The sequence below is a fragment of the Vogesella facilis genome, assembly GCF_042648525.1.
Lineage (GTDB): Bacteria > Pseudomonadota > Gammaproteobacteria > Burkholderiales > Chromobacteriaceae > Vogesella > Vogesella facilis.
Window position 1 is genome coordinate 14,886 of the sequence record NZ_JBHRXN010000001.1, and the last position, 16,184, is coordinate 31,069.

Consider the following 16,184-nt stretch of genomic DNA (forward strand, 5'->3'; position numbering starts at 1 on the left):
CAGGCCGGCGGCGCAGGAACGCGCGTGATGATACCACGCGCCAGCAGCCTGCCAGCCGACGGCTGCGGCCAACCTTGCCGCGCGCTAGGCCGCCGGTTGCAGCACCACGCCGTAGCTGCCGCTCACGCCGCCTTCCGGCAGCGGTTTCAGCCGCAGCACGCCTTCCGGCAGGTTCAGCTGCAGCCGCAGCTCGCCGCGCTGCCACGCCTGCCAGCCGGCATCGTCCGGCAGCTGGCCGTCGACGGTGACGATCAGCTCCACCAGCGCCAGCAGGTCGCGGTCGTCCACCAGCGCCGGCTCGCCGCCGATCTCGATGAACAGCCGCCCATCGTCGTCCAGATAGGCCAGCCGCGGCCGCTCGGCGTCCATGTCCGGCATCAGCTGCCAGCCGTGCGGCTGACGGCTGGCGATGAACGGCGCCGCGTCCAGCGTCACGTACACCTTCTGCGGCCCGTTCTGCACGTAGTAGCGGCCCTCGCCGTCGCGCGCGTAATTGCGACGGAAGAAATCGACGATGGCCGGCTGCATCAGCTTGTCATCGCGCAGCCACCACTGGCCGCGTGCATCCAGCCGCAGCCAGCCGAACACCGCCGGCACATTCGGCCACCTGGCCATGGCGGCCAGCACATTGTTGTCCATGCTTGCTCCTTTACACCCCGCGCAGCACTTCCACTGGCGAGGTGCGGGTAATCGTTTTCAGCAGCGGCCACGCCGCCAGCACCACCAGCAGCGCGCCGCCGGCCAGCCCCATCACCGGCAGCTGCCAGTTGAGGGCGAACGGCAGGTCGAACAGTTTCACCGCCACCAGGCTGCCCACCGCCATCGCGCCCAGCCCGGCCAGCAGGCCGGCCAGCGCCCCCAGCGCGCCCAGTTCCGCCAGCAGCACGCTGCGCAGCTGTGCGCGCGAGGCGCCCAGCGCCCGCAACAGCGCGGCATCCGCCAGCCGTTCGTCGCGGGTGGTGGCCAGCGCCGCCCACAGCACCAGCATACCCGCCAGCAGCGTCAGCACGAACATCGCCTCCACCGCCAGCGCCAGCCGCTCGATCACCGCCTTCACCTCGCGCACGATGACGCTGATGTCGATCACCGTCACATTCGGCAGCGCCGCCACCAGCCGGTTGTTGAAGCCGGCATCCGGCGCACGGTAGCTGGCGATATAGCTGGCGCTCTGCTGCCCCAGCCAGCCGGGCGGCCCCAGCACGAAGAAATTGGGCTGGAAGCTGTCCCACGCCACCTTGCGCAGGCTGGTCACCGTGGCCTGGTAACGACTGCCGGCAATATCGAACGCCAGGCGGTCGCCCAGGCGGATGCCCAGCGTCTCGGCCAGGCCTTGCTCCACCGAGAACTGCGGCGTGCGTTCGCCGGCGGCCCACCACCGCCCGGCGACCAGATGGTTGCTGGCGCCCGGCGTGTCGCGCCAGGACAGGTTGAACTCGCGCTCCACCAGCCGCCGCGCGCGGTCGTCGGCATAATCCTCCGCCTTCACCGCGCGGGTGTTGATGCTGAGCAAGCGCGCCCGCGTCATCGGCAGCATCTGCGGCGGCGTGCGGCCAACCTGGCGGAACAAGCCGGCCAGCGCGTCACGCTGCGGCGGCTGCAGGTTGATCAGGAAGGTGTCCGGCGCGTCCGGCGGCAGCGAGCGCTGCCAGGCGCCGATCAGGTCGTCGCGCACCACGGTCAGCGTCAGCAGCGCCATCAGGCTCACCGCCAGCGCCGCCATCTGCAACACCGCCAGCCCCGGCCGCCGCGCCAGGTTGGTCAGCCCGTGGCGCCAGCCGGACTGGCTGCCGCTGGCATAGCGCCCCAGCGCCCACACCAGCGCCCAGGCCAGCAAGGCCACCAGCGCCAGGAAGCCGAACAGCGCCCCCAGCAGCCACAGCGCCAGCGTGGCATCGCCCACTTGCCACGCCGCCAGCCCCAGCAGTGCCGCCAGCGCCAGCAACGGCGCCAGCAGCGAGCGGCCGCGGCGCGGCAGGTCGGCGCGCAGCACCGCCAGCGCCGGCACCTGGCGCAGCGCCAGCAAGGGTGGCAGCGCGAAACCGGCCAGCAGGATCAGCGCCGACAGCGGCCCGGACAGCCAGGCCAGCAGCCCCGGCGGCGGCAGCGCATCGCCCAGCCATTGCCGCGCCAGGAAGATCAGCGCCGCCTGCATGCCATAGCCGGCCAGCGTGCCGAGCAGCCCGCCCAGCAGCGCCAGCCACAGCAGCAGGCTGCCCCACACCGTGGCCACCTCGCGGCTGGTCTGGCCGAAGGCGCGCAGCATCGCCACGCTCTGCCAGTGGCGGTTGAGGTAGCGCCGCACCGCCAGCGCCACCGCCGCCGCGGCCAACGTTACCGACAGCACCGCAGACAGGCCGAGGAAGCGCCGCGCCCGCTCCAGCGCGGCGCGCACTTCCGGCCGCGCCTCCTCGATGTCTTCCAGCCGCGCGCCGGCCGGCAGCTGCGGCAGCAGCCACTGCCGCATCGCCGCCACCGCCGGCGCCTCGCCGGCCATGAACAGCCGGTAGCGCACGCGGCTGCCTTCCTGCACCAGACCGGTGGTCGGCAGGTCAGCCAGGTTCAGCAGCACCCGCGGCACGAAGTTGTACAGGTCCACCGCGCCGTCCGGCTCGCGCAGCAGCTCGCCGGCCAGGCGCAGGCGGCGCTGGCCGACGCGGATCTCGTCGCCCGGCTTCAGGCCCAGCTTCTGCAGCAGGCGGCTGTCGGCCCAGGCCTCGCCCGGCGCCGGGTGCAACGCGCCCTGCCGCAGCCCGGCGGCGGTGCGCAACTGCACCTTGCCGCGCAGCGGGTAGCCGGCGTCCACCGCCTTCAGCGTTACCAGCGTGGCCTGCTCGCGGGCAAACACCATCGACGGGAAACTGGCGCTGTGCGCGGTGCGCAGCTGGCGCGCCGCCGCCTGCTGCTGCCAGGCCGGCGGCGCCGGTTCTCGGCCATTCACCACCAGGTCGGCCGCCAGCAGCTGGCTGGCCTGTCGTGTCAGCGCGCTGTCGATGCGGTCGGAAAAGAAGGCCACGCTGCTCATCGCCGCCACCGCCACCAGCAGCGCGAACAGCAGCACCGACAGCTCGCCGGCGCGCAGCTCGCGCCACAGCAGCCGCGCGCCCATGCGCAGCGACAGGCCGAGGTCCTGGCGCATCATGCCGCGCTCCGCTGCAGCTTGCCGTCGTGCAGCCGGTAGATGGCGCTGCAGCGCGCCGCCAGCTCGGCATCGTGCGTCACCAGCACCAGCGCGGTGCCGGCCTCGGCATTCAGTTCGAACATCAGCGCCACGATCTGGCTACCGGTGGCCGGGTCGAGGTTGCCGGTGGGCTCGTCGGCGAACAGCACGGTTGGCCGCATCACGAACGCCCGCGCCAGCGCCACCCGTTGCTGCTCGCCGCCGGACAGGTGGCGCGGGTAGTGCGCCAGCCGTGCGGCCAACCCTACCCGCTGCAGCATGGCGGCGGCGGCGTCGCGCGCGTCGCGGCGGCCGGCCAGCTCCAGCGGCAGCATCACGTTCTCCAGCGCGGTGAGCTGCGGCAGCAGCTGGAAGTTCTGGAACACGAAGCCGACATGCTGGCGCCGCAGCAGCGCGCGGCCGTCCTCGTCCAGCCCGGACAGCGGCTGGCCGGCCAGCATCACTTCGCCGGAACTTGCGCTGTCCAGCCCTGCCAGAATCGCCAGCAGGGTGGATTTGCCGCTGCCGGAGGCGCCGACGATGGCCACGCTCTGGCCACCGGCGATGGCCAGCGACACGTCGTGCAGGATGTTCAGCGTCTGGCCGTGGTAATCCACTTGCCGCGCCACGTGGCGCGCGCTGAGAATGGCATCTTGTTGCGAAGGAGTGCTCATGTTGTCTGCTCGATTCCTGTGGTTGTCCGGCGCGCGGCGCCGCCTGGCCCTGCCCTGCCTGCTGCTGTGCGCCGCCCTGGCCGCGCCCGCCGCGCAGGCGGCACGCGTGCTGGTGTTCGGCGACAGCATTTCCGCCGGCTACGGCATCAACCCGGCGCAGGGCTGGGTGAGCCTGCTGCAGGGCCAGCTAGGCAAACAGCATACGGTGATCAATGCCAGCCTGTCCGGTGAAACCACCGCCGGCGGCCTGAATCGCCTGCCGGCGGTGCTGAAACAGCAGCGCCCGGATGTGGTGGTGCTGGAGCTGGGCGGCAACGACGGCCTGCGCGGCCTGCCGCTGGCGGAGATGCAGTCCAACCTCGGTGCCATGGTGCGCCTGGCGCAGGCCGCCAACGCCCGGGTGATGCTGGTGGGCATGGCGTTACCGCCAAATTATGGCCCGGAATACGGCAGCAAGTTCCAGCAGGTGTACCGCGAGGTGGCCAAGCAGCAGCGGGTCGTGCTGGTGCCGCTGCTGGTGGCCGGTTTCGAGCGCGACCTGAGCCAGTTCCAGAACGACGGCATCCACCCGCTGGCGGCGGCGCAGCCGCGCATGGTGGCCAATGTGCTGCCCGGGCTGCAACCCTTGCTGCGCCGGCGCTGAACCCGCCTGCCTTGCTGTTTGCCCGCCAAAACGCAGCGTTTCGCGCCGCCCACTCGCTTTTCATGCCTGAACGGTTAACCTTGTGACCGGCATCGTGCCCACCCGCCGCGCGGGCCACCTCGCTTCCCACAAGGAAACCGCATGCTCTCCTCGCTCGCCCCCACCCTCGGGCGCCGGGTACTGACCCCGTTCCGCGGCCTGCCGCCGTCGGTCTACATCCAGGTGCTGGCCACCCTGATGAACACCATGGGCGGCATCGCCAAACTGTTCCTGCCGCTGTTCTTTCTGGAACGCTACCAGCTGCCCTATACCAGCATCGGCCTGCTGATGAGCTGCTACGGCCTGGGCTGCTTCGCCGGCGCCTATGCCGGTGGCGCGCTGTCCGACCGGCTGGATGCGCGCAAGTTGGCCGCAGCCCTGTTGCTGGCCGGCGGCCTGTGCACGCTGTGCCTGGCGCTGCCGTTGCCGCTGTGGGCCTATGTGCCGCTGCTGCTGCTCACCGGCCTGGCCGACGGCGGCTTCCGCCCCGGCAATATGCGGCTGGTGCTGGAGCCGTGCAGCCCGGAGCTGCGGCCCACCGCGCAGGGGCTGTATCGGGTGGCGTTCAACCTCGGCACCTCGCTGGCCGGCATCAGCGGCGGCCTGCTGGCGCATTACGGCTACCACTGGGTGTTCATCGCGCAAGGGCTGTGCAGCATGCTGGCCTGCGGCTGGATGGCCTGGGCCTATCGTCACTATGGCATCGCCCTGCCGCCGCGGCACGGCCACCCCGCCACGGCGGCGGCGGACGGCGCCGGCTCGCCGTGGCGCGATGCCGCCTTTCTGCAGTTCATGCTCGGCCTGCTGCTGATCGTGGCGGTGTTCGACCAGATGTACGGCACGCTGGGGCTGTTCCTGCGCCAGCACTACGGGCTGGGACCGCAGTGGCTGGGCTATCTGTTCACCCTCAACGGGCTGATGGTGGTGGGGCTGCAGGTGTGGATTGCGCAGCAGGTGGGCCGCTGGGGGCTGCGGCGCTGCTCGCAGCTGGCGGTGCTGTGCATGGGCGGCAGCTTTCTGCTGCTCAATGCCGGCCACGGGCCGTTGTGGGCGCTGCTGGCGATGGCGGTGCTGACCATCGGCGAGCTGCTGATGTCGCCGACCTGGTCCAGCATCGTGATGCTGCGCTCGGAGGGCCGCCAGCGCGGGCGCTACCTCGGCATCTACAGCGCGGCGTGGAGCGGGCGCGCGCTGTATGCGCCGGCGCTGGGCACCTGGGCCTACGGCCAGTTCGGCGGCGCCACGCTGTGGTGGCTGTGCGCCGCCATCGGCATCGTTACCGTGCTGCTGCAGGCCGGCCCGCTGCGGCGTATGCTGCCGGCGCGCTAAATGAAAAAGCCCTGCCGATTGGCAGGGCTTTTTGCAGCGTATCAAGGTTGGCCGCAGCCAGGCCTTGATTACAGCGCGGCGGCGTTCTCGGCCAGGTAGGAAGCCACGCCTTCAGCGGACGGCTTCATGCCTTTTTTGCCTTTGTTCCAGCCGGCCGGGCACACTTCGCCGTGCTCTTCGGTGAACTGCAGCGCGTCAACCATGCGCAGCATTTCGTCCACGTTGCGGCCCAGCGGCAGGTTGTTGACTACCTGGTGCTGTACCACGCCGGACTTGTCGATCAGGAAGGAGCCACGGAAGGCCACGCCACCGTCGGCTTCCACGTCGAAGGCCTTGCACAGCTCGTGCTGGATGTCGGCCACCAGGGTGTAGCCAACCTGGCCGATGCCGCCTTTTTCCACCGGGGTGTTGCGCCATGCGGCGTGGCTGAACTGGCTGTCGATGGACACGCCGATCACTTCCACGTTGCGGGCCTTGAACTCGGCCAGGCGATGGTCGAAGGCGATCAGTTCGGACGGGCACACGAAGGTGAAGTCCAGCGGGTAGAAGAACACCACGGCGTATTTGCCGGCGGAGGCGTCCTTGAAGGAGTAGTTGTCAACGATCTCGCCATTGCCGAGCACGGCGGAGAAGGACTTGGAACCATCGAAGAACGGGGCTTGCTTGCCTACGAGTACGGCCATGAAGATCTCCTTGGGTAATAGGGTGCGTTAGTAACTGGGGCCGCGTGTTGCCGGCTGCTGACGGGTTATAAACGCAGCCCGCCGCAGCGCTCAAATTGAAATTGTCAATTCCAGCCATAGCGACAGGCAATAAGCGGCTGGCGTGTGTCTCAAGATAGTAGCCGCCCAGGCAAATTCAAGATGCCGGCCCAATAAAAACAGGCTCCCGTGGGAGCCTGTTGCCTTGCTAGCCTGCGGCCAACCTTAGATCATATCCACGATCTCGCGAGCTAGAGCGAGACAAGGCGAAAACGGCTGAGGAAGCGGAATTGACATGGGGTCAATGCGCATCCCTGAGTCGAGTTCACGCCGTATCGCCGACGCGCAGCAGATCGTGAACAGCTACTTAAGCGGTCGGCTCGGCCTTCTGGCGCAAGCGCAGGTTCAGTTCGCGCAGCTGCTTGTCGTCCACCGCGTTCGGCGCGTTGGTCAGCAGGCACTGGGCGCGCTGGGTTTTCGGGAAGGCGATCACGTCGCGGATCGACTCGGCACCGGCCATCAGCGTTACCAGACGGTCCAGGCCGAAAGCCAAGCCACCGTGCGGCGGCGCGCCGAACTTCAGGTTGTCCAGCAGGAAGCCGAACTTGTTCTGCTGCTCTTCCGGCGTAATTTTCAGCGCGGCGAACACCTTCTCTTGGATATCGGCGCGGTGGATACGCACCGAACCGCCACCGATTTCCCAGCCGTTCAGCACCATGTCGTAGGCACGCGCGATGCAGGCGCCCGGATCGGTATCCATCAGGTCTTCGTGGCCCGGTTTCGGGCTGGTGAACGGATGGTGGCAGGCGGTCCAGCGGTCGTCTTCCTCGTCGTGCTCGAACATCGGGAAGTCCACCACCCACAGCGGGCGCCATTCCTTCACGAAGTAGCCGCCGTCCAGGCCGCGCTCGTGGCCGATCTTGATGCGCAGTGCGCCGATGGCTTCGTTCACCACCTTGGCCTTGTCGGCGCCGAAGAAGATGATGTCGCCGTTCTGCGCGCCGGTACGCTCGATGATGGCCTTGATGCCGTCGGCGGACAGGAACTTGACGATCGGGGACTGCAGGCCCTCTTCGTTCAGCTTGGTCACGTCGTTGACCTTGATGTAGGCCAGGCCCTTGGCGCCGTAGATGGCGGCGAACTGGGTGTAGTCGTCGATTTCCTTGCGGCTAATGGTAGCACCGCCCGGTACGCGCAGACCCACCACGCGGCCACCCACCATGTCGGCGGCGCCGCGGAACACCTTGAACTCTTCCGACTTCATCACGTCGGTCAGCTCGGTGAACTGCAGGCTCACGCGCAGGTCCGGCTTGTCGGAACCGTAGTAGTACATGGCATCGGCGTAGCTCATGCGCGGGAACTTGCCCAGCTCCACGCCCATCACGTCGCGGAAGATTTCCTGCGCCATGGTCTCGGTGATGTCCATGATCTGGTCCTCGTTCAGGAACGAGGTCTCGATATCGATCTGGGTGAATTCCGGCTGGCGGTCGGCACGCAGGTCTTCGTCACGGAAGCACTTGGTGATCTGGTAGTAGCGATCGAAGCCGGCCACCATCAGCAGCTGCTTGAACAGCTGCGGCGATTGCGGCAGCGCGAAGAATTCGCCCGGGTGCACGCGCGACGGCACCAGGTAGTCGCGGGCGCCTTCCGGGGTGGAGCGGGTCAGCATCGGGGTTTCGATGTCGATGAAGCCCTGCTTGTCCAGGTGGTTGCGCACGCCCATCGCCACCTTGTAGCGCAGGCGCAGGTTTTTCTGCATCGCCGGGCGGCGCAGGTCGATCACGCGGTTGGTCAGGCGCACGTTCTCGGACAGGTTCTCGTCGTCGATCTGGAACGGCGGGGTGGCCGCGCTGTTCAGGATCTCGATGTTTTTCGCCAGGATCTCGATCTCGCCGGAGATCATCTTGCTGTTGGCGGTGCCGGCCGGGCGCTCGCGCACGATGCCGCTGATGGCCAGCACGAATTCGTTACGCGCGCTGTCGGCGGTCTGGAACGCTTCCGGGGTGTCCGGATCGATCACCACCTGCACCAGACCTTCACGGTCGCGCAGGTCGATGAAGATCACGCCGCCATGGTCGCGGCGGCGGTGGGCCCAGCCTTTTACCGTTACGGTCTGGCCGAGGTATTTCTTGTCGATGAGTCCGCAATAATCGGTGCGCATTGCAATGCCTTTGTGTTGAATTGGGTAGTCGGATAACGATGAAGGCTGACGAAGCAGGGTTGGCCGCATCTGCGGCCAACCCGGTCAATTTCGCTCGTCGCTTGCGCTCAGGCGGGCGGTCTCTGGCACCGGCGGCGCCACCACCCCCATCGAAATCACGTATTTCAGCGCTTCATCCACGCTCATTTCCAGTTCGCGGGTTTCGCTCTTGGGAACGATGATGAAGTAGCCGGAAGTGGGGTTCGGCGTGGTGGGCACGTACACGCTGACATGCTCCTCCGCGCCCAGTTCTGCCTTCAGCTGGCCGCTGGGGGCGCCGGTCTGGAACGCCACCGTCCACGCGCCCTGATGCGGGAAACGCACCAGCAGCGCCTTGCGGAACGCCTGACCGGAATCGGACAGCAGGGTATCGCTGACCTGCTTCACGCTGTTGTAGATGGTGCTGACCACCGGCGTGCGGGTGAGGATCAGCTGCCACAGATCCAGCAGCCGCTGCCCCAGCACGTTGGCCGCCATGAAGCCGGTACCCACCAGTACGGCGAACGCCAGCACCACGCCGAGGCCGGGAATGCCGAAGCCGAACAGGCTTTCCGGACGCCAGACGCGCGGCAGCAGGTTGATGGTCTGATCCAGCGTACCGATGATCAGGTTCAGCACCCACAGCGTGATGGCGATCGGCAACCAGATCAGGATCCCGGTTACCAGATAGCCGCGCAGGGTCATCTTGATGTGCTTCATATTGGCTTCAGGCACAACCGCTGCTACCACAACCGCCGCTACCGCAGGCGGGGCCGCTGCCACTGTTTTTGAAGTCGGTCACATACCAGCCGTTGCCCTTGAGCTGAAAGCCCGCAGCGGACAACTGTTTGGCATAATCGCTACTGCCGCAGGACGGACACTGCGCAATCGGCTCATCGCTCATCTTCTGCAGATGTTCCTTTTGTGCACCACACGCATCACAACGGTATTCGTAAATCGGCATGTTTTACCACTCCAACTACAAGCACGGGAATTATCAAACTATATTGCAGTGCATCAAATCGCACCGCAACAAACAGTTCAGAATAATGGGGCCAGGCTGTCGTCACGACAAGCCTCGGCTGCCAAACCGGCGATTATATCCGACTGATACGCCAATACAAAAACGGTTTCATGGCACTGCAACAGGACGGCTGCAGCATCGCCCCTTCCCCAACCCCCAGCCCGGCTGGCACGCCAGCCCTTCAGGAGTAAACCATGACCCAAGCCCACCTCCCGCTGGCCGGCAAGCGCGGCCTGATCGTCGGCATTGCCAACCAGAACAGCATCGCCTACGGCTGCGCCAAGGTGCTGCATGACCTGGGTGCCGAAGTCGCCATCACCTACCTGAACGAAAAAGCGGAGAAATACGTGCGGCCGCTGGCCGAAACGTTGGCCGCACCGCTGCTGCTGCCCTTGAACGTGGAAAACCGCGACGAGCTGCAACAGGTGTTTGCCGCCATCGCCGAGACCTGGGGCGAGCTGGACTTCGTCATCCACTCGATTGCCTTCTGCCCGATGGACGACCTGCACGGCCGCGTCACCGACTGCTCGCTGGCCGGCTTCCAGCAGGCGATGCACGTGTCGTGCTACTCCTTCATCGAGATGGCGCGGCTGGCCGAACCGCTGATGAAGCGCGGCGGCACGCTGATCACCATGAGCTACTACGGCGCCGACAAGGTGGTGGAAAACTACAACATCATGGGTCCGGTGAAGGCGGCGCTGGAATCCAGCGTGCGCTACATGGCGCACGAGCTGGGCCCCAAGGGCATCCGCGTGCACACCGTGTCGCCCGGCCCGCTGAAGACCCGCGCCGCCAGCGGCATCGCCCACTTCGACCAGCTGATCGACAGCGCCATCGAGCGCGCGCCGCAGAACCGGCTGGTGGATATCGAAGACGTCGGCAATGTCTGCGCCTTCCTGGTGTCCGACGCCGCCCGCGCGCTGACCGGCGAAGTCACCTACGTCGACGGCGGCTTCAACATCATGGCCTGACCTGCGGCCAACATGCCGCGGAGCGCAGCTCACAACGCCACTGTGCACCGCGGCATGCCGGCCCTGCGGCATGGTCCGGCTCCGGGCCACGTCGCCTACCCTCTCACAGGAACAACAACATGACCCGTGACGAACACGCTTTTGCCGACATCATCGAACAGGCGCAGGCCAACGGCCCGCGCCCGATGGCGGTGGCCCACCCGTGCAGCACCGAAGCCCTGCTGGGCGCGGTGGAGGCCGCCGAACAAGGCATCGCCACCCCAATCCTGGTGGCGCCACGCAGCAAGCTGCAGAAGTTGGCCGCAACGCTGGACATCGACCTCGGCCGCTTCGAAGTGATCGACGTCGAGCACAGCCACGCCGCCGCCGAGCGCGCGGTGGCGCTGGTGCGCGAAGGCTTTGCCGACATGCTGATGAAGGGCAGCCTGCACACCGACGAATTCATGGCCGCGGTGCTGGACCGCAGCAAGGGCATCCGCACCGACCGCCGCGTCAGCCACGTGTTCGTGATGAAGGTGGAAAGCTACCCGCGCTACCTGTTCATCACCGATGCCGCCATCAATATCGAGCCGGACCTGGAAGCCAAGCGCGACATCTGCCAGAACGCCATCGAGCTGTGCCAGGCGCTGGGCATTGCCCTGCCCAAGGTGGCGATCCTGTCGGCGGTGGAAACCATCAGCCCCAAGATCCGCTCCACGCTGGACGCGGCGGCGCTGTGCAAGATGGCTGACCGCGGCCAGATCAAGGGCGGCGTGCTGGACGGCCCACTGGCGTTCGACAATGCCATCTCGCACGAGGCCGCCGACACCAAGGGCATTATTTCCCCGGTGGCCGGCGAACCGGATATCCTGCTGGTGCCGGACCTGGAGTCCGGCAATATGCTGGCCAAGCAGCTGACCTATCTGGCCGCTGCCGCCAGCGCCGGTATCGTGATGGGCGCCCGCGTGCCCATCGTCCTCACCAGCCGCGCCGATGACGCCGCCGGCCGTCTCGCCTCCGCCGCGGTGGCCAACGTGCTGGCCGCCCACCACAAGAAAGCCTGACCCATGAGCAAGGCCCTGATCGCCGTCAACGCCGGTTCCGCCACCCTGAAGTTCCGCGCCTACAGCCCGGACGGCCGCACCCTGCTGGCGCGCGGCCTGGTGGATCGCTTCGGCATGGAAGGCGGCGTGCTGACGCTGGACGCCGCCGGCCGCCGCGAGCAGCTGACGCTGGCCGGCGGCAGCCGCGACGAGGCGGTGGGCGCCATGCTCAACCTGCTGGCCGACCACGCGCTGCAGCCGCTGGCGGTGGCGCACCGCGTGGTGCATGGCGGCGCCGACTACCAGGCGCCGGTGGTGCTCACCGCCGAGGTGCTGGACGACCTGGCGGCGCTGATTCCGCTGGCGCCGCTGCACCAGCCGGTCAGCCTGGCGGTGATGTCGGCCTTTGCGCGGCTGGATGCGCAGCTGACGCAGATCGCCTGCTTCGACACCGCCTTCCACGCGCAGCAGCCAACCATCGCCACCCGCTTCGGCATCGCCCGCCACTGGCACGATGCCGGCATCCGCCGTTACGGTTTCCACGGCCTGTCGTATGCGTCGATTGCCCGCCACCTGCCGGAGCTGGGGCTGGCCGACGCCCGCGTGGTGGTGCTGCACCTGGGCAGCGGCGCCAGCGCCTGCGCGCTGCACGCCGGGCAGAGCGTGGCCTCCAGCATGGGCTTTTCCGCCGTGGACGGCCTGCTGATGGGCAGCCGGCCCGGCAATCTGGATCCGGAAGTGGTGCTGTACTGGATCGAGCACGCCGGCATGGACGTGGCCGCGGTACGGCAGGAGCTGTACAAGAAGAGCGGCCTGCTCGGCGTGTCCGGCGGCCTGTCCGCCGACATGCGCGAGCTGCTGGCCAGCAAGGAGGACGCCGCGCGCGAGGCGGTGGAGCTGTTCTGCTACCGCGCCGCGCGCGAAGTGGCGTCGCTGGCCACCGCCATGCGCGGGCTGGATGCCGTGGTGTTCACCGCCGGCATCGGCGAACGCTCGCCGGAAGTGCGCAACCGCATTCTCAAGCAGCTGGCGTGGCTGGGCTTCGAGGCGGATCTTGCGGCCAACCTGGCGCACGCTACCCGTCTCACCGCCGCCGGCAGCCCGCGCCACGCCTACGTGCTGGCCACCGACGAGGAAGGCGAGATGGCACGCCAGGCGGCTGCACTGCTGGCCGGCGACGTGGAACTGTAAGCCACCGCTAACAGCAAAAAGGCGACCATCACGGGTCGCCTTTTTTGTTAGCGCCTAGTTCGCCAGCCAGTCGGTCAGCATCAGCCCGACGCCGATGCCGCGCGAGTGGTGGTTGTAATCCAGCAGGTTCTCGCCGTAGCCGGAAAACCCCTGCACATAGCCGCGCAGCCGTCCGTTCACCGGGAAGGTCCAGTCCAGCTGCAGTGCCCCCTTGCCGCGCAGCGCGTTGTAGCGCAGCTTGCCGCCGATGGTGTGCGCGCCCAGGTGGTAGATGGCCTGCACATCGCCGTAGCCCATGAAGCGGCTCATGTCCGGGTTGTCGTCCTGCTGTTCCGCCTCCGGCAGCCGGTACCACCAGCGCCCCAGCAGCGACAGATTGCCGTACTCCGCGCCCAGCATCGCATACACCCGGTTCCAGCTACGCGACAGCGGGTCGGTCTGGCCATTGGACTGGTGCAACAGCCCCACCCCGGCCATGCGCAGGCGCCAATCGCCCCAGTGCCACTGCGATGGCAACGGCGTGGTCAGCATCAGCTCCGGCTCGTAATCGGTATCGCGGAACGGCGATGACTGCCGCTTGTTGTACATCTGCCAGTGCGACTGCTGGGTGTAGCCGAACCACAGGTCGGCCGGCGTGCCCAGCACGTTCTGCCACAGCTTGCTCTTGAACGAGATCTGGTACTTCACCTCGACATTGCTCAGCTTCTGCCCGAACAGCGCCACCGGCTCCTGCGTCGGCGTGCCCGGCCGCGCATTGGGCGAGAACTGGTACCACAGCGGCAGGATGTAGGTGGGCTGGTGCGCGCGCAGCACGAAGGTGCCGATCTGGCTGTCGCCATCCAGATCCCACTGCCGTGCCAGCGGGCTGCTGATCGCCGAGGTCACCAGCGGGGCGACGGTTTGCGGCACGTTCAGTGCCGGCACTGCGGCGTCGGCGCCCACCGTCGTCAGTGCCGTTGCGCTGGCAGCGGGCACCGCTGGCGGCCGGCTGGGCTGCTGTGCTGTGGTTTCTGCCGGTACTGCGGCATCAGTAGCCTGCGTGGTCAGCGACAGGTCGGCCGCCGGCAGGTTGGCCGCCGCCCAGGCGTCGTAACAGGCCAGCCGGGCGGGGGCGTCGCTCAGCGCGGCACAGGCGCCGGGCGGCGTCGCGGCGCGCGCCAAGAGCGGCGCCAGCAACAGGCAAAGCAAACGAAGCGGCATGGCAACATCACAAAAAAAGATGACAGACCGGGTTGGGCGTACAAAGTGCCCAGAAACACAAAAGGCCCCGCGATTGCGGAGCCTTTGCGTATTCTTTTGCCGTTCTGGCAGATCAGGCAGCCATTGCCTTGATCTGGGCGGACAGGCGGCTCTTATGGCGAGCGGCCTTGTTCTTGTGGAACACGCCCTTGTCAGCGATACGATCGATGACTTTGGTGGAAGTCTGGAAAACTACCTGAGCGGCAGCCTTGTCGCCAGCTTCAACAGCCTTGATTACTTTTTTAACTGCAGTGCGGAATGCAGTACGCAGGCTGGCGTTGTGCGCGCGCTGCTTGAGAGCCTGGCGTGCACGCTTGCGAGCTTGTGCGCTGTTAGCCATGTGTTTCTCCTGATGAGCGGAATCTGAAACCGGCGATTCTAAGCCCTAACATGAGGTTTTGCAACAACAAACCCGCCCGCGTAAACTGGCGGGCGTTTTGCTGTTTCAACCCGCTCACTCCCAATCAAAACATGAACTTGCTAAAAGCCCTGGCCAAAGTCAGCAGCATGACCCTGGTATCGCGCGTGCTGGGCTTCGTGCGCGACGCCATTATCGCGCGCGTATTTGGCGCCGGTCTGGCCACCGATGCCTTCTTTGTCGCCTTCAAACTGCCCAACCTGCTGCGCCGCATTTTTGCCGAGGGCGCCTTCTCGCAGGCCTTCGTGCCGGTGCTGGCGGAATACAAGGAGCAGCGTGGCGAAGCGGCCACCCGCCTGTTCCTGTCGCATGTCACCGGCACCCTCACGGTCGTGCTGGCGGCGGTCACCGCGCTGGGCATGTTGGCCGCACCGTGGATCATCTGGATCTCGGCGCCCGGCTTTGCCAACGATGCCGGCAAGATGGCGCTGACCAGCGAACTGCTGCGCATCACCTTTCCTTATATCCTGTTCATCTCGCTGTCGTCGCTGGCCAGCAGCGTGCTGAATACCTGGAACCGCTTCTCGGTGCCGGCGTTCACGCCGACGCTGCTGAACGTGTCCTTCATCCTGTGCGCGCTGCTGCTGACCAAGTATTTCCAGCCGCCGGTGCTGGTGCTGGGCTGGGCGGTATTCCTCGGCGGCGTGGCGCAGCTGGCCTACCAGCTGCCCTACCTGAAGCAACTGGACATGCTGCCGATGCCGCGGCTGGCGCTGCGCGATGCCGCGGTATGGCGGGTGATCAAACAGATGGGGCCGGCGATCCTGGGGGTGTCCATCGCCCAGGTGTCGCTGGTGATCAACACCATCTTCGCCTCCCTGCTCGCCTCCGGCAGCGTGTCGTGGATGTACTACGCCGACCGGCTGATGGAGTTCCCCACCGGCGTGCTGGGCGTGGCGCTGGGCACCATCCTGCTGCCGTCGCTGTCCCGCTACGCCGCGCGCGGCGACGAGGCGCGCACCGAGTTCAGCCACCTGCTGGACTGGGGCATCCGCCTGTCGCTGCTGCTGGCGGTGCCGTCGTCGGTGGGACTGGCGGTGCTGTCGCAGCCGCTGATCGCCACCCTGTTCATGTACGGCAAGTTCAGCGCCCACGATGCGCTGATGACGCAGCAGGCGCTGATCGCCTACGCGGTCGGCCTCACTGGCCTGATCGTGGTCAAGGTGCTGGCGCCCGGCTTCTACGCGCGGCAGAACATCAAGACCCCGGTGAAGATCGGCATCACCACCCTGATCGCCACCCAGCTGATGAACCTGGTGTTCATCGGCCCGCTGGCGCATGCCGGCCTGGCGCTGTCCATCGGCCTCGCCTCCTGCCTGAATGCCGGCCTGCTGTACTACCAGCTGCAGAAGCACGGCATCTACCGGCCGGACGCCGGCTGGCGCGGCTTCATCGCCAAGCTGCTGCTGGCCTGTGCGGTAATGGCCGCCGTGCTGCTGGCCATCCAGCACAGCGTCAGCATCGACTGGCATGGCCACAGCTGGCAGCGCGCGCTGTGGCTGCTGCTGCTGGTGCTGGCCGGCGCCGTCGCCTACTTCGGCAGCCTGTTCGCGCTGGGCATGCGCCCGCGCCAGTTCATGCGCCGCGCACTATAACG

15 protein-coding genes are annotated in these 16,184 nt (G+C 67.2%); 6 read left to right on the forward strand and 9 right to left on the reverse strand.

The annotated features are described in order from the left end of the window. Positions 1 to 84: 84 nt before the first annotated feature. The 3 genes from ACFOLG_RS00085 to ACFOLG_RS00095 are packed head-to-tail and all read right to left on the reverse strand — an operon-like array spanning position 85 to position 3,831. Positions 85 to 639, reverse strand: coding sequence for a DUF2946 family protein (locus ACFOLG_RS00085; protein ID WP_386087158.1), 555 nt, complete (start codon positions 637 to 639; stop codon positions 85 to 87). Positions 640 to 649: 10 nt separating this feature from the next. Beyond that, the gene (locus tag ACFOLG_RS00090; protein WP_386087160.1) at positions 650 to 3,139 is read right to left on the reverse strand and encodes an ABC transporter permease; all 2,490 of its coding nucleotides are present in this window, start codon (positions 3,137 to 3,139) and stop codon (positions 650 to 652) included. Further along, entirely contained in the window at positions 3,136 to 3,831 is a 696-nt protein-coding gene (locus ACFOLG_RS00095) for an ABC transporter ATP-binding protein (protein WP_386087162.1), read from the reverse strand. The genes ACFOLG_RS00090 and ACFOLG_RS00095 overlap by 4 nt, the downstream gene beginning before the upstream one ends. Here ACFOLG_RS00095 and ACFOLG_RS00100 point away from each other — a divergent pair. Together ACFOLG_RS00100 and ACFOLG_RS00105 are read left to right on the forward strand one after the other, a co-directional pair. Then, on the forward strand, positions 3,830 to 4,474 hold the full coding sequence (locus tag ACFOLG_RS00100; protein WP_386087164.1) for an arylesterase: 645 nt from the start codon (positions 3,830 to 3,832) through the stop codon (positions 4,472 to 4,474). The two genes, ACFOLG_RS00095 and ACFOLG_RS00100, sit on opposite strands and share 2 nt — an antisense overlap. A gap of 141 nt (positions 4,475 to 4,615) precedes the next feature. Next, a complete protein-coding gene (locus ACFOLG_RS00105) occupies positions 4,616 to 5,842 on the forward strand; it encodes an MFS transporter (RefSeq protein WP_386087166.1) in 1,227 nt (408 codons plus the stop codon). A gap of 68 nt (positions 5,843 to 5,910) precedes the next feature. Here the strand turns inward: ACFOLG_RS00105 and ACFOLG_RS00110 are convergent, their stop codons facing one another. The 4 genes from ACFOLG_RS00110 to ACFOLG_RS00125 all read right to left on the reverse strand — a co-directional run bounded on the left by ACFOLG_RS00110 (position 5,911) and on the right by ACFOLG_RS00125 (position 9,686). Continuing rightward, positions 5,911 to 6,525 carry a peroxiredoxin gene (locus ACFOLG_RS00110; protein ID WP_386087168.1) on the reverse strand — a complete coding sequence of 205 codons (615 nt, stop codon included), beginning with the start codon at positions 6,523 to 6,525 and terminating at the stop codon, positions 5,911 to 5,913. 385 nt (positions 6,526 to 6,910) lie between these two features. Further along, positions 6,911 to 8,704 (reverse strand): aspartate--tRNA ligase, encoded by a 1,794-nt coding sequence (gene aspS, locus ACFOLG_RS00115; protein ID WP_386087170.1) that lies wholly within the window; start codon positions 8,702 to 8,704, stop codon positions 6,911 to 6,913. Between the two features lie 84 nt (positions 8,705 to 8,788). After that, complete coding sequence (locus ACFOLG_RS00120; RefSeq protein ID WP_386087172.1) at positions 8,789 to 9,442, reverse strand: DUF502 domain-containing protein; 654 nt, start codon at positions 9,440 to 9,442, stop codon at positions 8,789 to 8,791. Between the two features lie 7 nt (positions 9,443 to 9,449). After that, positions 9,450 to 9,686: an FmdB family zinc ribbon protein gene (locus ACFOLG_RS00125; RefSeq protein ID WP_386087174.1), complete on the reverse strand. Its 237-nt coding sequence runs from the start codon at positions 9,684 to 9,686 to the stop codon at positions 9,450 to 9,452. 254 nt (positions 9,687 to 9,940) lie between these two features. Here ACFOLG_RS00125 and fabI point away from each other — a divergent pair, with 254 nt between their 5' ends. The 3 genes from fabI (at position 9,941) to ACFOLG_RS00140 (ending at position 12,930) form a co-directional block, all read left to right on the forward strand. After that, positions 9,941 to 10,717, forward strand: a complete 777-nt coding sequence (gene fabI, locus ACFOLG_RS00130) for an enoyl-ACP reductase FabI (protein ID WP_386087176.1) — start codon at positions 9,941 to 9,943, stop codon at positions 10,715 to 10,717. Between the two features lie 119 nt (positions 10,718 to 10,836). Next, positions 10,837 to 11,760, forward strand: coding sequence for a phosphate acetyltransferase (locus ACFOLG_RS00135; RefSeq protein WP_386087178.1), 924 nt, complete (start codon positions 10,837 to 10,839; stop codon positions 11,758 to 11,760). Positions 11,761 to 11,763: 3 nt separating this feature from the next. After that, positions 11,764 to 12,930, forward strand: coding sequence for an acetate/propionate family kinase (locus tag ACFOLG_RS00140; protein ID WP_386087180.1), 1,167 nt, complete (start codon positions 11,764 to 11,766; stop codon positions 12,928 to 12,930). A 54-nt stretch (positions 12,931 to 12,984) separates the two neighbouring features. On the opposite strand, the gene ACFOLG_RS00145 is transcribed toward ACFOLG_RS00140, so the two are convergent. Together ACFOLG_RS00145 and rpsT are read right to left on the reverse strand one after the other, a co-directional pair. Beyond that, positions 12,985 to 14,130: a phospholipase A gene (locus tag ACFOLG_RS00145; protein ID WP_386087182.1), complete on the reverse strand. Its 1,146-nt coding sequence runs from the start codon at positions 14,128 to 14,130 to the stop codon at positions 12,985 to 12,987. A 112-nt stretch (positions 14,131 to 14,242) separates the two neighbouring features. Further along, positions 14,243 to 14,509: a 30S ribosomal protein S20 gene (gene rpsT, locus ACFOLG_RS00150; RefSeq protein WP_386087184.1), complete on the reverse strand. Its 267-nt coding sequence runs from the start codon at positions 14,507 to 14,509 to the stop codon at positions 14,243 to 14,245. 131 nt (positions 14,510 to 14,640) lie between these two features. Here rpsT and murJ point away from each other — a divergent pair, with 131 nt between their 5' ends. After that, positions 14,641 to 16,182: a murein biosynthesis integral membrane protein MurJ gene (gene murJ / locus ACFOLG_RS00155; RefSeq protein ID WP_386087186.1), complete on the forward strand. Its 1,542-nt coding sequence runs from the start codon at positions 14,641 to 14,643 to the stop codon at positions 16,180 to 16,182. Positions 16,183 to 16,184 lie beyond the last annotated feature (2 nt).

Bases quoted from the DNA above. Each gene is read 5' to 3' on its own strand.
- rpsT (WP_386087184.1), bottom strand. From the start codon at position 14,509: ATGGCTAACAGCGCACAAGCTCGCAAGCGTGCACGCCAGGCTCTCAAG.
- aspS (WP_386087170.1), bottom strand. From the start codon at position 8,704: ATGCGCACCGATTATTGCGGACTCATCGACAAGAAATACCTCGGCCAG.
- ACFOLG_RS00140 (WP_386087180.1), top strand. From the start codon at position 11,764: ATGAGCAAGGCCCTGATCGCCGTCAACGCCGGTTCCGCCACCCTGAAG.
- ACFOLG_RS00120 (WP_386087172.1), bottom strand. From the start codon at position 9,442: ATGAAGCACATCAAGATGACCCTGCGCGGCTATCTGGTAACCGGGATC.
- ACFOLG_RS00145 (WP_386087182.1), bottom strand. From the start codon at position 14,130: ATGCCGCTTCGTTTGCTTTGCCTGTTGCTGGCGCCGCTCTTGGCGCGC.
- ACFOLG_RS00100 (WP_386087164.1), top strand. From the start codon at position 3,830: ATGTTGTCTGCTCGATTCCTGTGGTTGTCCGGCGCGCGGCGCCGCCTG.
- ACFOLG_RS00090 (WP_386087160.1), bottom strand. From the start codon at position 3,139: ATGATGCGCCAGGACCTCGGCCTGTCGCTGCGCATGGGCGCGCGGCTG.
- ACFOLG_RS00110 (WP_386087168.1), bottom strand. From the start codon at position 6,525: ATGGCCGTACTCGTAGGCAAGCAAGCCCCGTTCTTCGATGGTTCCAAG.
- ACFOLG_RS00095 (WP_386087162.1), bottom strand. From the start codon at position 3,831: ATGAGCACTCCTTCGCAACAAGATGCCATTCTCAGCGCGCGCCACGTG.
- ACFOLG_RS00135 (WP_386087178.1), top strand. From the start codon at position 10,837: ATGACCCGTGACGAACACGCTTTTGCCGACATCATCGAACAGGCGCAG.
- murJ (WP_386087186.1), top strand. From the start codon at position 14,641: ATGAACTTGCTAAAAGCCCTGGCCAAAGTCAGCAGCATGACCCTGGTA.
- ACFOLG_RS00085 (WP_386087158.1), bottom strand. From the start codon at position 639: ATGGACAACAATGTGCTGGCCGCCATGGCCAGGTGGCCGAATGTGCCG.
- fabI (WP_386087176.1), top strand. From the start codon at position 9,941: ATGACCCAAGCCCACCTCCCGCTGGCCGGCAAGCGCGGCCTGATCGTC.
- ACFOLG_RS00125 (WP_386087174.1), bottom strand. From the start codon at position 9,686: ATGCCGATTTACGAATACCGTTGTGATGCGTGTGGTGCACAAAAGGAA.
- ACFOLG_RS00105 (WP_386087166.1), top strand. From the start codon at position 4,616: ATGCTCTCCTCGCTCGCCCCCACCCTCGGGCGCCGGGTACTGACCCCG.